The following is a 17042-nucleotide window of genomic DNA, read 5'->3' as shown; positions in this document are numbered from 1 at the left end:
TCAATGTTCACCTGTTCCAAGCAGGGACGCAGCCCGATACGGACGCTTGATGCCCTCGAGAATCGCCACACTCACCACCGGCTCCGGAGTCAACCCCCGAAGGACTTCGCGCGTCGACCACTTAGCCTTCCGCCTCGCACTGTTGTTTCGCTGGAACCGCCCATACCGCCGCGTTCAAGGCCGGGCCGGGATCCGTGCGGAGATCGGCCCAGAGCTGCGCGCTGTCGAACCAGTGGTCGGTGGTCAGCATGTCCAGCCCGTGCGGGGACTGGCCGTGCGCCGCCAGCGCCGCCCGGGCCTCCTCGACGCTCAGGTCCCGCTCCGGCCACGGCAGACCGGCGCCCTCGGCCACCGCCCGCAGGAAGGCACCGGCCGTGACCGGGACGGGATGGGCCGCGTGGTAGACGGAGGCCGTCAGGTCGGCGGCGGGCGCCAGGCCCGCCCCCAGCAGGAGCCCGGCCAGGTCGCGTACGGAGATGGCGGACAGCAGGGCGGGCCAGCCGTCCACCGTGCCGGGCAGGGCGCGCAGGATCCGTAACGCTCCCGGCACCACCCAGGTGTCGCCCTCGCCGTGGACGAGGTGGGGGCGCAGGACGATCCCGCCGGCGGCGAGGACCGCGTCCTCGGCGGCGGCCCGGGTCAGCGAGGTGGGCGAGCCCGGATTGCGGGGCACCTGCTCGGGGCGCTCGCCCCGGAAGGTGCCGCGCCCGTACACGGAGGCCGTGCTCAGGTACACGACGCGCGGTACCCCGGCCCGGCGGGCCTCGGCCAGCAGCGCGGCGGTGCCGCGGGCGTTGACCGCCTCGTTGGCCTCGGGGCTGCCCCCGATCCGCGAGGCGCAGTGCAGCAGGACGTCCACTCCGTCACAGACCCCGCTCAGCGAGCCGGGGTCGGCGAGGTCGGCCCGTACGGTACGGGCGCCGCGGACGGCGGCGGCCGGGGGACGGCTGTGCGAGAGCAGGCTCAGGGCGAGGCCCCGGCGCGCGGCTTCGCGGGTGACGTGACCGCCGACGAAGCCGGACGCGCCGGTGATCAGGATGGTGAGCACGCGAAGCCCTCCGGAGGGGTGGGGCTGGATCAGCCGCGGTGGGGGCGGAGCACGAGGTGGCGGACCCCAACATAGGGACAGGCCGGTCCGGTTGCCCGGCGAACCCGCGATACGGGCCGGACGAACCCGCGCCACGGCCCGGACCGGACCACGCCCCCTGACCCGTCTCCCGTACCCGCCGGCCCGCCTGGCCCGCCGGGCCGCCGGAAGACCGAGCCGCGAGGCCGCCGGAACGCCGGCCGCCCGTCCCGGGGCGACCGGCCGACGGGGGCGCGGTTCAGCCCGTACGCCAGGCCCCCGCCGACCGGAACGAGCCCCTCTCGGTGCGTCCCCAGCCGACGGGCTCGCCGCGCGGCCCCTCCGCTTCGGCCCCAGCCTCCTGCCGTCCCGCCAGCAGCGCCAGTACCACGGCCACCGCGGCCGTCTCCGCCGCGTCCGGGCGGCCCTTGACGACCCGCCAGAGCGGTGCCTGCTCCCCGGCCGTCATACCGGCGGGTTCCCGTGCTTGCGGGCGGGCAGGTCGGCGTACTTCGAGCGCAGCATGGCCAGCGACCGGATCAGGACGGCCCTGGTCTCCTGCGGGTTGATGACGTCGTCCACGAGGCCGCGCTCGGCCGCGTAGTACGGGTGCATCAGCTCGGTCGTGTACTCCTTGATCTTCTGCGCGCGCATCGCCTCGGGGTCGTCGGCGGCCGCGATCTCCCGGCGGAAGATGACGTTGGCGGCGCCCTCCGCGCCCATCACCGCGATCTCGTTGGTGGGCCACGCGAGCGCCAGGTCGGCGCCGATGGAACGCGAGTCCATGACGATGTACGCGCCGCCGTACGCCTTGCGCAGCACGAGGGAGATGCGCGGGACGGTGGCGTTGCAGTACGCGTACAGCAGCTTGGCGCCGTGCCGGATGATGCCGTTGTGCTCCTGGTCCACGCCCGGGAGGAAGCCCGGTACGTCGACCAGCGTCACCAGCGGGATCGAGAACGCGTCGCAGAACTGCACGAACCGCGCCGCCTTCTCGGAGGCGTGGATGTCGAGGACGCCCGCGAGGGCGGCGGGCTGGTTGGCGACGAAGCCGACGACGTGGCCGTCCATCCGGGCCAGCGCGCAGACGATGTTCTGCGCCCAGCCGGGCTGGACCTCGAAGTACTCGCCGTAGTCGACGGTCTCCTCGATGACCTTGCGGATGTCGTACGCCTGCTGCGGGTTGGCCGGGACGATCTGCTCCAGCGCCTCGGTCGTCCGGTCGGCCGGGTCGTCGCAGGCCTCGCGGGGGGCGCTCTCGCGGTTGTTGGAGGGCAGCAGCGAGAGCAGGTGCCGTACGTCCTCCAGGCAGCTCGGCTCGTCGTCGTAGGCGAAGGCGGCCACCCCGGAGACGGTGGCGTGCACGTCGGCGCCGCCGAGGCCGTTCTGGCTGATCTCCTCGCCGGTGACCGCGCGGACCACGTCCGGGCCGGTGATGAACATCTGCGAGGTCTCGCGGACCATGAAGACGAAGTCCGTCAGGGCGGGCGAGTAGGCGGCGCCGCCCGCGCACGGGCCGAGCATCACCGAGATCTGCGGGATGACGCCGGAGGCGCGGGTGTTGCGCTGGAAGATCCCGCCGTACCCGGCGAGGGCGCTGACGCCTTCCTGGATACGGGCCCCCGCGCCGTCGTTGAGCGAGACCAGGGGGGCTCCGGCCGCCTCGGCGAGGTCCATCACCTTGTGGATCTTCTCGGCGTGGGCCTCGCCCAGGGCGCCGCCGAAGATGCGGAAGTCGTGGGCGTAGACGAAGACGTTGCGCCCGTCGACGGTGCCCCAGCCGGTGATCACGCCGTCGCCGTAGGGCCGCTTGTCCTCCAGTCCGAAGCCGGTCGCGCGGTGCCGCCGCAGGGCCTCGATCTCCTGGAAGGAACCGGGGTCGAGCAGCAGGTCGATACGCTCGCGGGCGGTGAGCTTCCCCTTGGCGTGCTGGCGCTCGGTCGCCCGCTCGTCGGGCCCGGCGAAGGCCCGGGCTTTGATCTCGGCCAGTTCGGCGGCTCGGTCCAGAACCGGTATGGGTGGGGCTTCGGGAGCCATGGTCATGTGGATCCTCCAGGTCTGAAGGCCGGATCCAGCCACCGTCGCCCCGGGGGCTCAAGAGGTCTTGGAGACCTGCTCGACTCCGCCCGGGGACCGTGTGGTGGGTTGTGGCCGTGAGCAGGCCAACTCGGGGGCCCGTGGCCCCCACCCCGGCGGTGTCGAGCTGCATGGAGAGGGGCGCCGCTGTGTCAGCCGATGCCGGCCAGGACCCGTACGACAACCCCGTCGCGTTCGGGCAACGAGTGCAGATTTACCGCAACCGCAGAGGAATGACCCGTGAGCAGTTGGCCGGGCTCCCCGGCCGCCACCCGTCGTGGGTCAAGAAGGTCGAGACGGGCACCATCAAGGTGCCGCGGCTGCCGGAGATCCTCCGCATCGCCGAGATCCTCCGGGTGCGCCGCCTGAACGACCTGGTGGGCGAGGTCGGGGCCGAGCCGCACACCCATCCCTACGGCGACCCGGCGTGCCGGCCGACCAGCAGGGGCCGTTGGGAGCAGCGGCTCGCGACGGACGCCGCACCCGTCCTCGCGACGGTGAACCCGCCGGGCGAGGCGGTCGCGGCCGAGTGGGTGGCGCATCTGACGGACCGCGGCGACCTCCTCGCCCACGGCGTGCGGTGTTTCCACTTCCAGGAGCGGGGGCGGCGTACCGCGAGCGCCGACGAGGCCCTCGCGAACTGGGACGCGGTCGTCGGCCTCGCCCCGGCGGCACCGGCCTCGGGCCACTGGGGCAAGGCCGTCTCCCTCGCCCAGGTCATCCGCGACCTGCAACGCGAGGAGGACGAGCACCAGGCCCGCCGCCGGGCGAGGACCGGCTAGTGCCGGTCGCCAGCGCCCCGGCGATGGTCGTGCTCAGGTTCCGCGAGATCTCTGCCGCAAGGGCCGCGTCCGGGGACTCGACGAGCAGCCGGATCACCGGCTCCGTACCGGACGGGCGCAGGCGCACGCCGCCCGTGTCGCCGAGCCGCGCTTCCGCCGCCACCAGGGCCTGCTCGACCTCGTCGGTGCGCCAGGCCGCGCAACGGTCGAAGCCGGGCACGCTGACGATGAGCTGGGGCACCTTCGCCATCACGGACGCGAGGTCGTGGAGGGCCGTGCGCTCCGCAGCCACGGTGGCGGCGCGACGGCGAAGCCCGTAGCCTGCTGGGCTCCTTCCTCTTCACCGGCGACGACGCCGACAAGCCGGTCGGCGTCCTGTCCGGCGGCGAGAAGACCCGGCTCGCCCTGGCCACCCTGGTCAGCTCGGGCGCGACCCGCTCACCGGCCTGCCGCTGAGCACGGGATACGCGGACTACGCACTGCCGGCCGCGGGAGACGTGCCCGCGGTGGTCATCGAGGACCGGGTGACGCCGAGCACCGTGATCCCCGGAGGCTTCAAAGGGCTCGGGGAGAGCGGCACCATCCCGCCCCCCGCGACCATCGCGAACGCCGTCGCGCGCGCGGTGCCCGAGATCGCGGAGCGGTTGACGGCGTCCCCGCTGTCTCCGGCGGTCGTCTGGGCCGCCCTGGCCGCTGCCAAGACCGATTCCGACGTCCCCCCCGAGGAGCCACGATGACCCAGGGCACGGGCCCGACCGTCCGGGAAGCGACCTTCTCCCTGCTGCGGGAGCTCGGCGTGAACACCGTCTTCGGCAATCCCGGCTCGACCGAGCTGCCGATGCTCCGCGACTTCCCGCCGGACTTCCGCTATGTGCTGGGGCTCCAGGAATCCGTGGTGCTCGGCATGGCCGACGGCCACGCGCAGGCCACCCACAACGCGGCGCTGGTCAGCCTGCACTCGGCGGCGGGGGTCGGGCACGCCATGGGCAACCTGTTCACCGCGTACCGCAACCGCACCCCCCTGGTCATCGTGGCCGGGCAGCAGGCCCGGTCGCTGCTGGCGGGCGAGCCGTACCTGTTCAACGACGAGGCCGCGCAACTGCCCCGGCCGTACGTCAAGTGGAGCCGGGAACCGGCCCGGCCGCAGGACGTTCCGGCGGCGATCGCGCGTGCCTACCACCTCGCCATGACGCCGCCGACGGGCCCCACCCTGGTTTCGGTGCCGGCCGACGACTGGGACGTACCCTGCGAGCCCGTCGCCACGCGCAGGGTGAGCCGGACCCTGCGCCCCGACGCCGTCCTGATCGACGAGGTGGGACGGGCGCTGGCCGGCGCGGCACGCCCCGCCTTCGTGGTGGGCGCCGGAGTGGACCAGGAGGGGGCGTTCGCCGCTGTGGTCGCCCTCGCCGAGCTGCACCGCGCCAGGGTCTGGGCGGCCCCCATGTCGTCCCGGTGCAGTTTCCCCGAGGACCATCCGCTGTTCGCCGGCTTCCTCCCGCCGCTGCGCGAGGGCATCGTGGCGGAGCTCACGGGGCACGACGTGGTGCTCTCGCTGGGCGCGCCGGTGTTCACTTACCACGTGGCGGGCGCGGGGCCGTACGTGCCGCCGGGCACCGCGCTGTACCAGCTGACGGACGACTCGCAGACCGCGGCCTGGACCCCGGTGGGCACCTCCGTGGTCACCAGCCTCCTCCCCGCGGTGGGCGAGTTGCTCGGCCGTGCCCCGCTGCGGAACCGGCCGTTGCCGCCCGCCCGGCCCCTGCCGGCCCCGGTGGTCGAGTCCTCCGTGATCACCCAGCCGTTCCTCATGCGCACGCTCGCCGAGCTGCGCCCGGCGAACGGCGTCATCGTCGAGGAGGCGCCGAGCAGCAGGCAGGTGATGTGCTCGTACCTGCCCAACACCCGGCCCGAAAGCTTCTACACGTGCGCCAGCGGTTCCCTCGGACACTCGTTGCCCGCTGCCGTCGGCATGGCCCTGGGCCGCCCGACGGAGCGGATCATCGCCGTGGTGGGGGACGGCTCCGCGATGTACTCCGTCCAGGCGCTGTGGTCCGCGGCCGAGCTGAACCTACCGATCACGGTCGTCGTGGTGAACAACGGCGGGTACGCGACGGTGGACCGCTTCGCCGAACGCTTCGGGATGGGCAAGCCCGTGGGCACCGCCCTGCCCCACATCGACTTCGCCGGTCTGGCCCGGGCACAGGGCTGTGCCGCAGCCCGGGTGGACCGCCCGGAGCAGCTCGCGCCCGGCCTGGAAGCCGCCTTCGCCTCGACCGGCCCCTACCTGCTGGAGGTCGTGACCGCCGACTGAACGGGTGCCGCCGCCACGGGGGGAGCGCCGGCCCGGGCAACGGTCGTGGACCTTCCCGGCCACGGCCGGCGCTAGGCTTCCGCCGGCACCACACAGCACCGACACCAGGAGCGCGCACCGTGTTCGACCCCGCAGCAGGGCATCCGTACCCCGACGCCCACCGGCCGGACGAGGCGCCCGCGCCGCACCCGTTGTTGGGGCCGGTGCTCGGGTTCCTGGGCACCTGGCACGGGCGGGGGCGCGGCGGCTACCCCACGCTCGACGGGGAGTTCACGTACGCGCAGGAGGTCACCTTCAGCCACGACGGCCGGCCCTTCCTCCACTACGAGACCCGGGCCTGGCTGCTGGACGCCGACGACGCACCGCTGCGGCCGTCGGCCCGCGAGAGCGGCTGGTGGCGGCTCCAGCCCGACGGCCGGGTGGAGGCGCTGATCACCCAGCCGACGGGCATCGCGGAGATCCTGGTCGGCCGGGCGGACGGCACGGCCGTCGACCTCGAGACCCACGAGGTGGCGCTCGCGCCCACCGCCAAGGAGGTCAGCGCCACCCGTCGGCGCTACACCCTGGCCGACGACGGCACGCTCACCTTCGTCCACGACCTCGCGGCGGTCGGCCAGCCGCTCCAGCACCACCTCTCGGCGCGGCTGCGGCGCGCCGGGGAGCAGGACGTGTCCGCGAAGTAGCGCCGCCCGCCCGTCGGTACGGGTCGCCTTCGTACCCGCCGATCATCACCACCGGTCCGGAGGCGCGCAGGCTGTCCGGGAGTCCCCGCCCCACCCGCCGGTCCGCCCGTTCCAGGGGCGGCTCCGTCCTGGAGCGGCTGGGCGAGCGGGCCCTGGCCGGGTTCGGGGACGGGAACACCATCCTCAAGACGGTGATCGCCGCCACGCTGTCCTGGTGGATCGCCGCCGACCTGATCAGCCTGCCCGATCCGGTCCTGGCGCCCGTCGGGGCGATCCTGGTGGCCCAGGGCGCCATGGCGGAGGGCCTCGCCGACGGTACGTGGACCGGGGAGGCGGGTGGCTGGGTGCGGCGGAGATCGCCGACCAGCACATCGCGGCCGAGGACCCCGCCGAGGACCGGCGCGGCCGCCTCCGGGACATCCAGGGCGAGGCCGAGACCCGTTTCCTGGCCACCGCGCTCGCCCAGTCACCGGCGTACGGGCAGTGGCGGGTGCTGTGCACGGCGGGAATCCTGGAGGACGCCCGCAAGGTCCTCCACGAACTCGACCCGGACCACGGCCCCCACCCGTCGGCCCGCGTCCGGCCAGCGGCGGCGCAGGTACGCCGGGACGGCGAGGGCCAGCCCCAGCCCCATCCCCAGGAAGCCGAACTCGACCAGTACGCCCTCCCACACCGGCATGGCCGGGTCGGCACCGCCGCCGGCCCGCGCGTCGCCGCCCGCGTTCAGGAGCGCGCCGAACAAGAGGAAGGGCAGCACCGAGACGAGGAACCCCGACCCCACCCAGGAACAGAACGCGACCTGCGCCCCCGGTATCCGCATCCCCCACGGCCGCACCAGCGCGAGCGACAAAGCGATCCCGACCGACGCCATGCCGATCGTGACGGTGTTGAGCACCACCCACGCCGTGAGGCCGAACCCCTCGCCGACCGGCAGCACTCCCACGAGGGAGCCGACCACCCACGCGACTTTGATCAGCGGGTACGGCGACAGCGCGGGGGCCGCCCCATACGCCGCGTTGCGCCCGACCCGATCCCAGCGTTCCACCCGAATTCCCCCTCCACCACCAGGAATCCAGCGTGCGGCCTCGCTCGCCCGCAGTCGTCCCCCGGCCGGGGGGATCCGTCTCCCCTGTCCGGGGGAGACTGCGGGTGGCGACCGGGTGCCTCAGGACCACCGGGCACCGCAGGACCAACGGGTACCGGCAGGACCAACGGGACAAGTGGGAACGACCGGACGTGCCGGGTGAGCGGAACGGGTGAGGGTGACCGAATCGACCGGGCGTGCGGTGTCAGCCCGCGGCTCCCGCGAGGAGCGTGAGGTGGCCGCGGCGGGCCGGGGTCCGGGCGGGTCCGGCCTGGCGGGGGGCGGCCGAGCCGGACGCCGCAGGGGCGAGCACGCGGACCGGAGAGCTCTGCTCGCGGGCGCGCAGTTCCTCCCGCAGTTCCTGGAGCACTTCCTGTAGGGCGTGGTCGAAGCGGTCGATGTCCTCGGGGGTGTTGTCGTAGTGGACGGACGCCCGCAACGCGGTCGTGACGCCCCGGCCCGGAAGATGGAGCGGAGTCTCCTGCGCCACCGTCTTCCACACGACGACCCCGCGCCGCGCCAGGCCCCGCCGGATCGGCGCGGCGGGCAGATCGGCGTGCCGGAAGGCGAGGATGCCGGACTGCTCCCGGCCCGGACCGGCCGGCCCAGCCCCCGGGCCGGCCGGCTCGGCGCCCGCGGCAGGCAGCTCCGCGCTCGGGGCCACCGGCTCCGCGCCCCGGGTGAGGAGTTCGATGCCGGGCGTGCGCTCCAGGACCGCGCGCAACTCCGGCGTCAGGTCGCGCCGCGGGAGCCGCGCGGCCGCCGCGTCGTGGGCGAGGGCCGCGTTCAGGGCGGCGACGGCCGCGGGGTGGGGCGCCTGGGGTGCGTACCCGGTCAGCCCGGTCCTCAGCGTGGGGGCGGCGTAGGCGAATCCGATGGAGTCGGGGCCGCGCAGGAACCGCCAGCCGTCGGCGGTGAGCAGGTCGCAGCCGATGGCCGCCGCGTCGACGGGCAGCCGCCCGACGGAGTGCGAGGCGTCGACGGCGTACCGGGCCCGGTGGCCGGCGAGCAGCCGTCCGACGGCCTCGACCGGGCTGACCGTACCGAGGGTCCCGGCGACGTGGGCGACCGAGACGAGGGCCACGTCCTCGTCGAGGTGGGCGCTCATCCACTCCAGGTCGAGGTCTCCGTCCGCGCGCAGCGGGACGACCTCCACCGTGCAGTGCGTGCGGTCGCGCAGGGCGTAGAGCGTGGTCAGGTGGGCCACGCCCTCGTACGGGGTGGTCCAGATCCGGTCGCCAGGGGTGAGGGCGAGGCGTGAGACGAGGAACTCGAAGGCGGGGGCCGCGCCGGTGAACAGGGCGGTGTGCGCGGCCGGGACGCCGAGGAGGGCGCCGAGGCGCTCGTAGACCTCGGTGTGCAGGACCGCGCCGAGGTGTTCCTCCAGGTCGTACGGACCGTAGAGGTCGTCGCGGGCGGTGGCGTCGGCGAGTACGGAGCGCACGGCGGCAGGCATCCGGCCGGTGCCCGCGGTGTTGAGGTGAGCCGTGTTCATTTCAGGGGCCTCCCCCCACAATTGGGGTGTACCAAGTGTTGCCAACTAGCTTGGCAATATGTTGCCCACCCCTCATCCCTCTTGGCAATCCTTGACAACGTCCACTCAGGCGGGACTCTAGGCGGCTACCCCGACGACTCCGCCTTGGCAATGTTTGGCAACATTCGCGGCCACTCCCACCCGGTTTGCATTCATACAGGCCAGAGGCGCACCAAGAGGCGAACGACTAAGCCTCGGGTGGAAAATACGGGCCCTTTTCGGAGGTTCTCCACTCCTTCTCCAGCGGATTTCGAGCGGATTTCCAGTGGGTGTTGCCAATCTTCTTGGCAGAGAGGTTGCCAAGCAGCAACAAACAATTGCCACGGAGGACACCATGAAGAACATCGCCCGCCTCATCGCCACCGCCACCCTCGTCAGCGCCGCCGTCCTCACCGCCGGCGGAGTCGCCAACGCCGCGGGCGGCGACGACATCGGCTGGCCGGTCGCCCCGCCCACCGGTGTCACGGCCGTCGCCGTCGCCGACGCCGCCGCCGACATCGGCTGGCCGGTGGCCCCGCCGACCACCCCGGCGCCGACCCCGGCCCCCATCGGCTGGCCGTAACCTCCACGGCGGCTCTAGCCGGATGCGGCACGGTGCTGCGAGGAGCACGAGGAGCACCCGCACCGCCGCCCGGAAGGAAGTCCCCGATGGCCCACGCACCGTGGAACGCGAAGTTCGAGACCGTCCTGCGCCAGGGCCTGCCCGGGCTCGGCAAGGACAAGGAGCCCGCGGCCGACGTCCCGATGGACGCGTACGGGCTGGACTCCATGGCACTCATCGGCATCATCAGCGGCCTGGAGCGGGCCTTCCGCACCAGCCTCGCCGGACAGGTCGTCATCCCCGTGCACGCCCTCACCGCAGGTCAGCTGTGGGGCATCCTCTCCGCCGCGCTCCAGCCCGCCTGGGACCAGGAGTGGCCGTCCGCGGCGAGCCACCGCACCCGCGACCTCAGCCCGTGGGCCGTCGCCTGACCGCCCCGCCCCACCCGACCACCCACCGCGAAGCCCCCGCCGGTCTCCCGACCGCACCGGGGGCTTCGGTCATGTCCGGGCCCGGCGTGCCGGGCCCGCGCGCCCGGGGTCCGGGGTCACAGGTCCGGGGTCCGGGGTCACGGTGCGCGCAGGATCGAGTAGATCAGCTGGTCGTGCCAGGCACCCGCGCGCCACTGGGCCCTGCGGATGCGGCCCTCCAGCTCGAACCCGGCCTTCTCCGCGGCCCGTTGCTCCGCGATGTTGTCCGCGTCCGTGCACACCTGGATCCGTTCCACCCGGGTGTGCTCGAAGAGGTACTCCACGAGCAGGCGCTGCGCCCGGGTGCCGGTGCCCCGGCCGCGGGCCGAGGTGAACAGGCCGATCCCGATCTCCCAGCAGGCCGAGGTGTCCACCCGCCCCCATGAGCGGCGGAACCATTCGACGCGCCCGGCCAGGGTGTCGCCGACGGTGACGGACAGCATGTTCTCGTCCCCGCCCAACAGACCCCGCTCAGCGTGCAGTTGCCGCGGGCGGGCGGTCGGTGTGTGGCCGAACCACTGGTAGGGGCCGGGGCCGTGGGGGCCCGCGAACTCCGCCTCGAAGCGGTCGAGGTCCGCGGCGGTCACCGGCCGCAGCGCCACCGCACCGTCGAGCGCCGAGCCATCGAGCGCCGTGGCGCCCGCGAGAGTGGTCTCTGCCATGGCGCGATCGTACAAGGGCTCTACAACGCCCCCTCCGGCCTGCGGTTCCACCAGTCCTCATGCGTTCTTGGACAGCGGCTCAGGATTGAGTTGCCACGATCTAGGCAAGGTTTTGCCAAGCCTGCCAGGCCCCCAGATCCCCCGATCCCCGCCCGGCCGCCGCTGCCGAAGGAGCTGCATAGCCTTGATGTCACTCTCCGGCCTCATCGAACAGCACGTACTCGCGCGGCCCGAGGCGACCGCCGTCACCCACCCCGCCGGTGGTGGCGACGAAGTCTCGCTCTCCTACCGCGAGTTGAGCCTCGCCGCCAACCGCCTCGCCGCCCACCTCGGCGCGCACGGCGTACGTCCCGGCGACCGCGTGGTGACGGCGCTGCGGCCCGGGCCGGACCTGGTGACCGCCTTCCTCGCCATCGTGCGGGCGGGCGCGGCGTACGTACCCGTCGACCCGGCGCACCCCGGCGAGCGGCGGCGGCTGATCGTCCGGGACAGCACGGCCCGCGCCGTCGTCACCGAGGGGGCCTTCGCCGCCGACTACGCGGACCTGGGCGCGGTGGTCGTCGCCGTGGACACCGACGCCACCTCGATCTCCGAGCGGCCCTCCGCGCTCACCGCGCTGACCGCCCCGGTCGCGGGTCCGGAGGACGCCGCGTACGTCTGCTACACCTCCGGTACCAGCGGCGCCCCCAAGGGTGTCGTGGTCCCGCACCGCGCCGTCCTCGACCTCGTCGCCTCCGGCGACTTCCTGCACCTGGGCCCCGAGGACGTGGTGGCCCAGGCCGCCAGCCCCGCTTTCGACGCGGTCACTTTCGAGATCTGGTCGACCCTCGCCGCCGGGGCCCGCCTCGCCGGGCTCGCCCGGGACACCGTCACCGACCCGGCCCGCTTCGAGCACGCGATCCGCGACCAGGGCGTGACGGTGGCCTTCCTGACCACCCCCCTCTTCCACCGGATCGCCCGCGAGCGCCCGGCCGCCTTCGCCCCGCTGCGCGCGCTGCTGTTCGGCGGCGAGCCCTGTGACCCGCGCCGGGTGCGCGAGGTGTTCCGGGCCGGGCCGCCCAACCGGCTGCTGCACATGTACGGGCCCACCGAGGCCACCACCTTCGCCACCTGGCACGAGGTCGGCGAACCGGCCGAGGACGCGCGCACCATCCCGATCGGGCGGCCGCTGGGGGCCACGGTCGCCGTGGTCGTGGGCCGCGACGGGACCCGGGTGGCCCCGGGCGGCTCCGGCGAACTGCTCCTGGGCGGCCCGGGCCTGGCCACCGGCTACCTCACGCAGGGCGACCCCGGCCCCCAGGGCAGGCTGACGGCGGAGCGCTTCGTCGAGGACCGGTTCACCACGGGCGGCGGAACGCTCTACCACACGGGGGACCTCGTACGGCTGCGGGAGGACGGCGCGCTGGAGGTCCTCGGCCGGGTCGACAAGCAGGTCACCCTGCGCGGCCACCGGATCGAGCTGGGCGAGATCGAGGCGGTGCTCGGCGCGCACCCGGCCGTCTGCGAGTCGGTCGTGTCGGTGCACGAGGGCGGGGACGGCGAGCGGCGGCTGGTGGCGCACGTGGTGCCCGCCCCGCTCGCGCCGCCCCCCGCCGCTCCGGCCGAGCAGGTAACCGCCTGGCGGGAGATCTTCCAGACCCTCCACCAGGACGCCCGGTCCGGCGGCCTCGGGGAGAACTTCGCCGGCTGGGACAGCAGTTACGACGCCCTGCCGCTGCCGCTGACCCAGATGCGGGCCTGGCGCGCGGCCACCCTGGAGCGGATCGGCGAGATCGCCGCCCCCCGGACCCCCGCCCCCGGCGCCCGCACCGCCGCCACCACCCCCGCCACCACCACCGCCGCCACGCCGAACCGCCGGATCCTGGAGATCGGCGTCGGCACCGGACTGCTGATGGCCCCCCTGGCCCGCTCCGCGCAGTGCGAGGAGTACTGGGCCACCGACTTCTCCCCCGCCGTCATCGACTCCCTCTGCACCCAGACCCGCGCGGACGGCCGGCTGCGCGGCAAGGTCCGCCTGAGCTGCCGCGAGGCCGAGGACACGGCCGGACTGCCGACCGGGCACTTCGACACCGTCGTCATCAACTCGGTCGTCCAGTACCTGCCCGGGGTGGACCGGCTGCGCACCCTCGTCGGCCGCGTGCTGCCCCTGCTGGCCCCCGGCGGTTCGCTCCTGCTCGGCGACGTGCGCCACCTGGGCCTGGCCCGCCGGATGCAGACGGGCGTCGAACTGGCCCGGCGCGCCGCCGACCCCGGCGCCGAGGCCGCCGCCGTCCTGCGCGCGATCGGTCAACGGGTGGCGGTGGAGACCGAACTGCTTCTGGATCCGGGCCTGTTCAAGGCGCTGGCCCGGGAGTTCCCCGCGATCCGCTCGGTCGACGTACGGGCCAAGCGCGGCGCCGACCACAACGAGCTGAGCCGCTACCGCTACGACGTCGTCCTCAGCACCGCCGAGCCCGTCGCCGACCTCGCCGGGGCCCCCGCCCTGCCGTGGGGAGGCGAGGTGGGCGCGACCGCCGGGCTGCGCGCGTACCTGACGGCCCACCGCCCGGCGGCCCTGCGCCTGACCGGGATCCCCAACGCCCGGCTCTACGGCGAGGACGCCGCCCTGCGCACCCTGGAGGAGGGCGCGCAGGGTGCGGGCACCCTCGCCCGGGCCCTGGACCGGCTCGCGGAGCAGGGTCCCGCGCCGGACCCGGAGGAGCTGTGCGCGGCCGCCGAGAGCCTGGGCTACCGGGCCCTGCCGACCTGGTCGGCGGAGCGCGCCGAGGCCCTGGACCTGGTGCTGGTCGACCCGGAGCGGATCCCGTACGGGCCGCTGGACTCGGTGTACGCGGGCCCCGCGACCGCGGTGCCGGACAGCGGGGCCAACACGCCCACCGCCTTCGACCACGGCGTCGACGTCGAGGTGGTGCTGCGCGCCCACCTCCAGGAGCGGCTGCCGCACTACATGGTCCCGTCCGCGCTGGTGGTCCTGGACGCGCTGCCGCTGACCCCCAGCGGCAAGCTGGACCGGGCGGCGCTGCCGGTACCGGAGTTCAGCGGGGAGCGGCCCGGCACCCAGCCGGGGACCCCGGTGCAGGAGATCGTCCGCGACCTGTTCGCCGAGGTGCTGGGCCTGCCCCGGCGGGCGGTCAGCGCGGACTGCGACTTCTTCGCCCTCGGCGGGCACTCGCTGGGCGCGGCCCGGCTGCTGGCCCGGGCCCGGCAGGCGCTCGGCGTCGACCCGGGGCCGCGGGCCCTGTACGACGCCCCGACCCCGGCGCTGTTCGCGGAGCTGGTGGGGGACAGCCCGGCCAGCGCCACCGGGCCCGGCGGGAGCACGGCCGAGAGCGCGGTGCTCCCGCTGCGGCTGCGCGGGGCGCTGAGCGTACGGGCGCTGGAGGAGGCGCTGCGGGACCTGGGCGGCCGGCACGAGGCGCTGCGCAACAGCCGTCTGGGCTCGGCGGGCACCCGGCTGCGCGCCCTGGCCGCCGATGACCACGTGCTGGAGCTGACCCTGCCGGGCGAGTCGGTCGACCTGTGGTCGCACACCCCGCTGGCCGCCGAACTGGCCCTGGCCTACGGGGCCCGCGCCACCGGGGACGCCCCGCGCTGGCCGACGCCTGCGCCGCGGGGGGCGCCCCGGGCGATGTACGGGGACCTGGCGCCCACCTCGGCGCCGGGCAGCGGCCCCGACCGGGCGGACTCCAGCCTCGGCAGCCTGGTGAGCGAGCTGGCCCCGGCGCTGCACGAGCAGCTGGCCCGGCTGGCGGCCGAGCAGGGGGCCACCCTGTTCATGGTGGTGCACGCCGGGCTCGCGGCGCTGCTGACCCGGCTGGGCGCGCGGTCCCCGGTGACGCTGGCCGCGCCGGTGCCCGCCCGGGACAGCGCGGCGCTGCGGGGCGCTGTGGGCCCGTACGGACGGGTGCTGGCCCTGTCGGTGGACACCTCGGGGGACCCGGCCTTCACCGAACTCCTGGACCGGGTCCGTACGGCCGACCTCGCGGCCTACCGGCAGGGGGACGCGGCGCTGGCCCTGCCGGGCGGGGTCGCGCTCAGCCTGCTCCAGGAGACGGGCGGTGAGTTCGAGGGGGCCGGGCTGACCGTCTCCCCCGAGAACCCGCAACTGCCGCACCGGCAAGCGGCGTTGGGGCTTACCCTGACCGAGCAGCACACCCCGGCCGGGGCGCCCGCCGGGCTGGGTCTGAGCGCCTCCTTCCAGCACGACGCGATCGGGGAGACCGCCGCCGGCTACCTGACCGGGCAGTTGGTCTCGCTGCTGGAGGCGGCCGCGGAGGCGCCGCACAGCGCGCTGAGCGGGCTGCGGCTGCTGCCGGGCGAGGTGTCGGCGGAGACGCTCGGGCTCTGGTTCGGCCAGCACCTGGAGCTGCCGGTGCGCAGCGTGGCCTCGCTGTTCGCGGCCCAGGTGGCCCGTACGCCCGGGGCTCCGGCCCTGTCGGGCGCGGCGACGGGAGGCACACCGGGGCTGACGGACCTCACCGGGCCGGCGCCGCTGACGGGGCCGGCCGGGCTCGCGGGGCTGACCGGCCCGACCGGCCTGGACGGGGTGACCGGGTTCCCCGGGGCGATCGGCATGTCCGGCGCCCCGGGGATGGACTACGCCGAGCTCGACGCCCGTTCCGACCTGCTGGCCCACGCCCTGATCGCCCATCAGGCGGGCCCGGGCACCACGGTGGTCACCGCGATCGCCTCGCCCACCGGGTTCGCGGTGGCGGTGCTCGCCATCGCCAAGACGGGGGCCGCCTGTCTGCCGGTGGACCCGGTACGCGGCCTGCCCGGCGCGGTGTGGCCGGTGGTGCTGCTGCTCGACGAGGCCGCGGACCGGCTGCTCCCGGCGGTGCCGCGGGCGGCCCGGCTGGTCCGGGACCCGGCCGCGGACCTGCTGCCCGCCGACGGGAAGTGGCCGGTGCGCTCGGCGGACCGGACCAGCCCGCTGGACCCCGACGCCCCGGTGGTGCTGGCGAGCACCGCGCACGCGACCGTCGCCATCGGCACACAGCCGTCGGCCGCCGCGAGCCTGGGCCACGGGTCGGGCGCCGACGCCGCCTGGCTGGTGACCGGTTACCCGGACGCGGACGCGGCGCTCGGGCTGCTGGGGGCCTTCGTCTCCGGGGCCCGGGTCAACGTCCCGGACCCGGAGCTCGCGCACCTGGGCACCCCGTACGAGGTGCTGGGCTGGCTGCGCGAGCACGGCGCCTCGGCCGTCCTGGGCGCCGCCGACGACTCGCTCGTCGCGCTGGCCCGGGCCGAGGGCACGGCGCTGACCTTCAGCGCCGGGTGGGCCGAGGGGCGGCTGCTCATCGAGCAGGGCGCGGACGGGCGGACCCGGCCCGCGCCCGGCTACCGGGCGTACGTGCTGGACGCGCGGCTGCGTCCGGTGGCCACCGGCAGCACCGGTTCGCTGTACGTCGCCGGGGTGGGCGTGGCCCAGGGGTACGCGGGTCTGCCGGGCGGGAGCGGCGCGAGCTTCCTGCCCGACCCGCTGGGCGGCGCGCCGCGGGGGTCCACCGCCCGGCGGATGTGGCGGACCGGGCACGCGGCCCGGGTCGAGGCCGACGGGAGCCTGCACATCCTCGACCACCCGTGGGCCGACGACCCGTTCGCCGACGAGTTCGCGACCTTCGTCGTCCTCGGGGACACCGCGGGGCACCGCGCGCTGTGGCCCGCGGGTGCTCCCGTACCGCAGGGCTGGCACCAGACCCACGCGGAGGACGTGTACGAGCTGTGCCTGGAGCACCTGGGCGAACCCGCCTTCGGCATCGGCGAGCGGGGCGGCCTGAGCGACTCCAACGGACTGGCCGACCCGGGCTCGGGCTGACGACCGGCCCGGGCG

Annotated in this window: 14 protein-coding genes; 7 read left to right on the top strand and 7 right to left on the bottom strand. The window is 75.0% G+C overall.

Annotated features, from left to right (window positions below):
- Window positions 1–121 precede the first annotated feature (121 nt).
- The 3 genes from QMF80_RS28885 to QMF80_RS28875 form a co-directional block, all read right to left on the bottom strand.
- Window positions 122–1048 carry an NAD-dependent epimerase/dehydratase family protein gene (locus QMF80_RS28885; RefSeq protein WP_283458512.1) on the bottom strand — a complete coding sequence of 309 codons (927 nt, stop codon included), beginning with the start codon at window positions 1046–1048 and terminating at the stop codon, window positions 122–124.
- 277 nt (window positions 1049–1325) lie between these two features.
- Window positions 1326–1535: an acyl-CoA carboxylase epsilon subunit gene (locus QMF80_RS28880; RefSeq protein ID WP_283458511.1), complete on the bottom strand. Its 210-nt coding sequence runs from the start codon at window positions 1533–1535 to the stop codon at window positions 1326–1328.
- Complete coding sequence (locus tag QMF80_RS28875) at window positions 1532–3109, bottom strand: acyl-CoA carboxylase subunit beta (protein ID WP_283458510.1); 1578 nt, start codon at window positions 3107–3109, stop codon at window positions 1532–1534. The genes QMF80_RS28880 and QMF80_RS28875 overlap by 4 nt, the downstream gene beginning before the upstream one ends.
- A gap of 182 nt (window positions 3110–3291) precedes the next feature.
- On the opposite strand from QMF80_RS28875, the gene QMF80_RS28870 reads away from it, so the two are divergent.
- On the top strand, window positions 3292–3924 hold the full coding sequence (locus tag QMF80_RS28870) for a helix-turn-helix domain-containing protein (RefSeq protein WP_283458509.1): 633 nt from the start codon (window positions 3292–3294) through the stop codon (window positions 3922–3924).
- Here QMF80_RS28870 and QMF80_RS28865 read toward each other — a convergent pair.
- Window positions 3860–4216: a hypothetical protein gene (locus tag QMF80_RS28865; RefSeq protein ID WP_283458508.1), complete on the bottom strand. Its 357-nt coding sequence runs from the start codon at window positions 4214–4216 to the stop codon at window positions 3860–3862. The two genes, QMF80_RS28870 and QMF80_RS28865, sit on opposite strands and share 65 nt — an antisense overlap.
- Before the next feature lie 205 nt (window positions 4217–4421).
- Here QMF80_RS28865 and QMF80_RS28860 point away from each other — a divergent pair, with 205 nt between their 5' ends.
- From QMF80_RS28860 to QMF80_RS28850, 3 genes are all read left to right on the top strand, one after another.
- A complete protein-coding gene (locus QMF80_RS28860; protein WP_283458507.1) occupies window positions 4422–4661 on the top strand; it encodes a hypothetical protein in 240 nt (79 codons plus the stop codon).
- Window positions 4658–6235 carry a benzoylformate decarboxylase gene (gene mdlC / locus QMF80_RS28855; protein ID WP_283458506.1) on the top strand — a complete coding sequence of 526 codons (1578 nt, stop codon included), beginning with the start codon at window positions 4658–4660 and terminating at the stop codon, window positions 6233–6235. Before QMF80_RS28860 ends, mdlC begins: the two co-directional genes overlap by 4 nt.
- Window positions 6236–6354: 119 nt before the next feature.
- Window positions 6355–6918, top strand: a complete 564-nt coding sequence (locus tag QMF80_RS28850; RefSeq protein WP_283458505.1) for a nitrobindin family protein — start codon at window positions 6355–6357, stop codon at window positions 6916–6918.
- A gap of 466 nt (window positions 6919–7384) precedes the next feature.
- Here the strand turns inward: QMF80_RS28850 and QMF80_RS28845 are convergent, their stop codons facing one another.
- Window positions 7385–7963, bottom strand: a complete 579-nt coding sequence (locus QMF80_RS28845; protein ID WP_349372249.1) for a hypothetical protein — start codon at window positions 7961–7963, stop codon at window positions 7385–7387.
- A 244-nt stretch (window positions 7964–8207) separates the two neighbouring features.
- On the bottom strand, window positions 8208–9497 hold the full coding sequence (locus QMF80_RS28840) for an aminotransferase class V-fold PLP-dependent enzyme (RefSeq protein ID WP_283458504.1): 1290 nt from the start codon (window positions 9495–9497) through the stop codon (window positions 8208–8210).
- 373 nt (window positions 9498–9870) lie between these two features.
- Between QMF80_RS28840 and QMF80_RS28835 the strand changes: the two genes are divergently transcribed.
- Both QMF80_RS28835 and QMF80_RS28830 read left to right on the top strand, forming a co-directional pair.
- Window positions 9871–10098, top strand: a complete 228-nt coding sequence (locus QMF80_RS28835; protein ID WP_283458503.1) for a hypothetical protein — start codon at window positions 9871–9873, stop codon at window positions 10096–10098.
- 86 nt (window positions 10099–10184) lie between these two features.
- Window positions 10185–10508 (top strand): acyl carrier protein, encoded by a 324-nt coding sequence (locus QMF80_RS28830; protein ID WP_283458502.1) that lies wholly within the window; start codon window positions 10185–10187, stop codon window positions 10506–10508.
- 137 nt (window positions 10509–10645) lie between these two features.
- Here QMF80_RS28830 and QMF80_RS28825 read toward each other — a convergent pair whose 3' ends face one another.
- The gene (locus QMF80_RS28825) at window positions 10646–11209 is read right to left on the bottom strand and encodes a GNAT family N-acetyltransferase (protein WP_283458501.1); all 564 of its coding nucleotides are present in this window, start codon (window positions 11207–11209) and stop codon (window positions 10646–10648) included.
- Between the two features lie 187 nt (window positions 11210–11396).
- On the opposite strand from QMF80_RS28825, the gene QMF80_RS28820 reads away from it, so the two are divergent.
- The gene (locus tag QMF80_RS28820; protein WP_283458500.1) at window positions 11397–17027 is read left to right on the top strand and encodes a non-ribosomal peptide synthetase; all 5631 of its coding nucleotides are present in this window, start codon (window positions 11397–11399) and stop codon (window positions 17025–17027) included.
- Window positions 17028–17042: the final 15 nt, after the last annotated feature.

The sequence above is a fragment of the Streptomyces sp. G-G2 genome, from assembly GCF_030063135.1.
Classification (GTDB): Bacteria; Actinomycetota; Actinomycetes; order Streptomycetales; family Streptomycetaceae; genus Streptomyces.
Note: the sequence above shows the minus strand (reverse complement) of the source record. Positions and strands in the feature narration are given on the sequence as shown.

Coding starts and splice junctions, on each gene's coding strand:
- QMF80_RS28880 (WP_283458511.1), bottom strand. CDS start 1,535: ATGACGGCCGGGGAGCAGGCACCGCTCTGGCGGGTCGTCAAGGGCCGC.
- QMF80_RS28875 (WP_283458510.1), bottom strand. CDS start 3,109: ATGACCATGGCTCCCGAAGCCCCACCCATACCGGTTCTGGACCGAGCC.
- mdlC (WP_283458506.1), top strand. CDS start 4,658: ATGACCCAGGGCACGGGCCCGACCGTCCGGGAAGCGACCTTCTCCCTG.
- QMF80_RS28840 (WP_283458504.1), bottom strand. CDS start 9,497: ATGAACACGGCTCACCTCAACACCGCGGGCACCGGCCGGATGCCTGCC.
- QMF80_RS28835 (WP_283458503.1), top strand. CDS start 9,871: ATGAAGAACATCGCCCGCCTCATCGCCACCGCCACCCTCGTCAGCGCC.
- QMF80_RS28830 (WP_283458502.1), top strand. CDS start 10,185: ATGGCCCACGCACCGTGGAACGCGAAGTTCGAGACCGTCCTGCGCCAG.
- QMF80_RS28825 (WP_283458501.1), bottom strand. CDS start 11,209: ATGGCAGAGACCACTCTCGCGGGCGCCACGGCGCTCGATGGCTCGGCG.
- QMF80_RS28820 (WP_283458500.1), top strand. CDS start 11,397: ATGTCACTCTCCGGCCTCATCGAACAGCACGTACTCGCGCGGCCCGAG.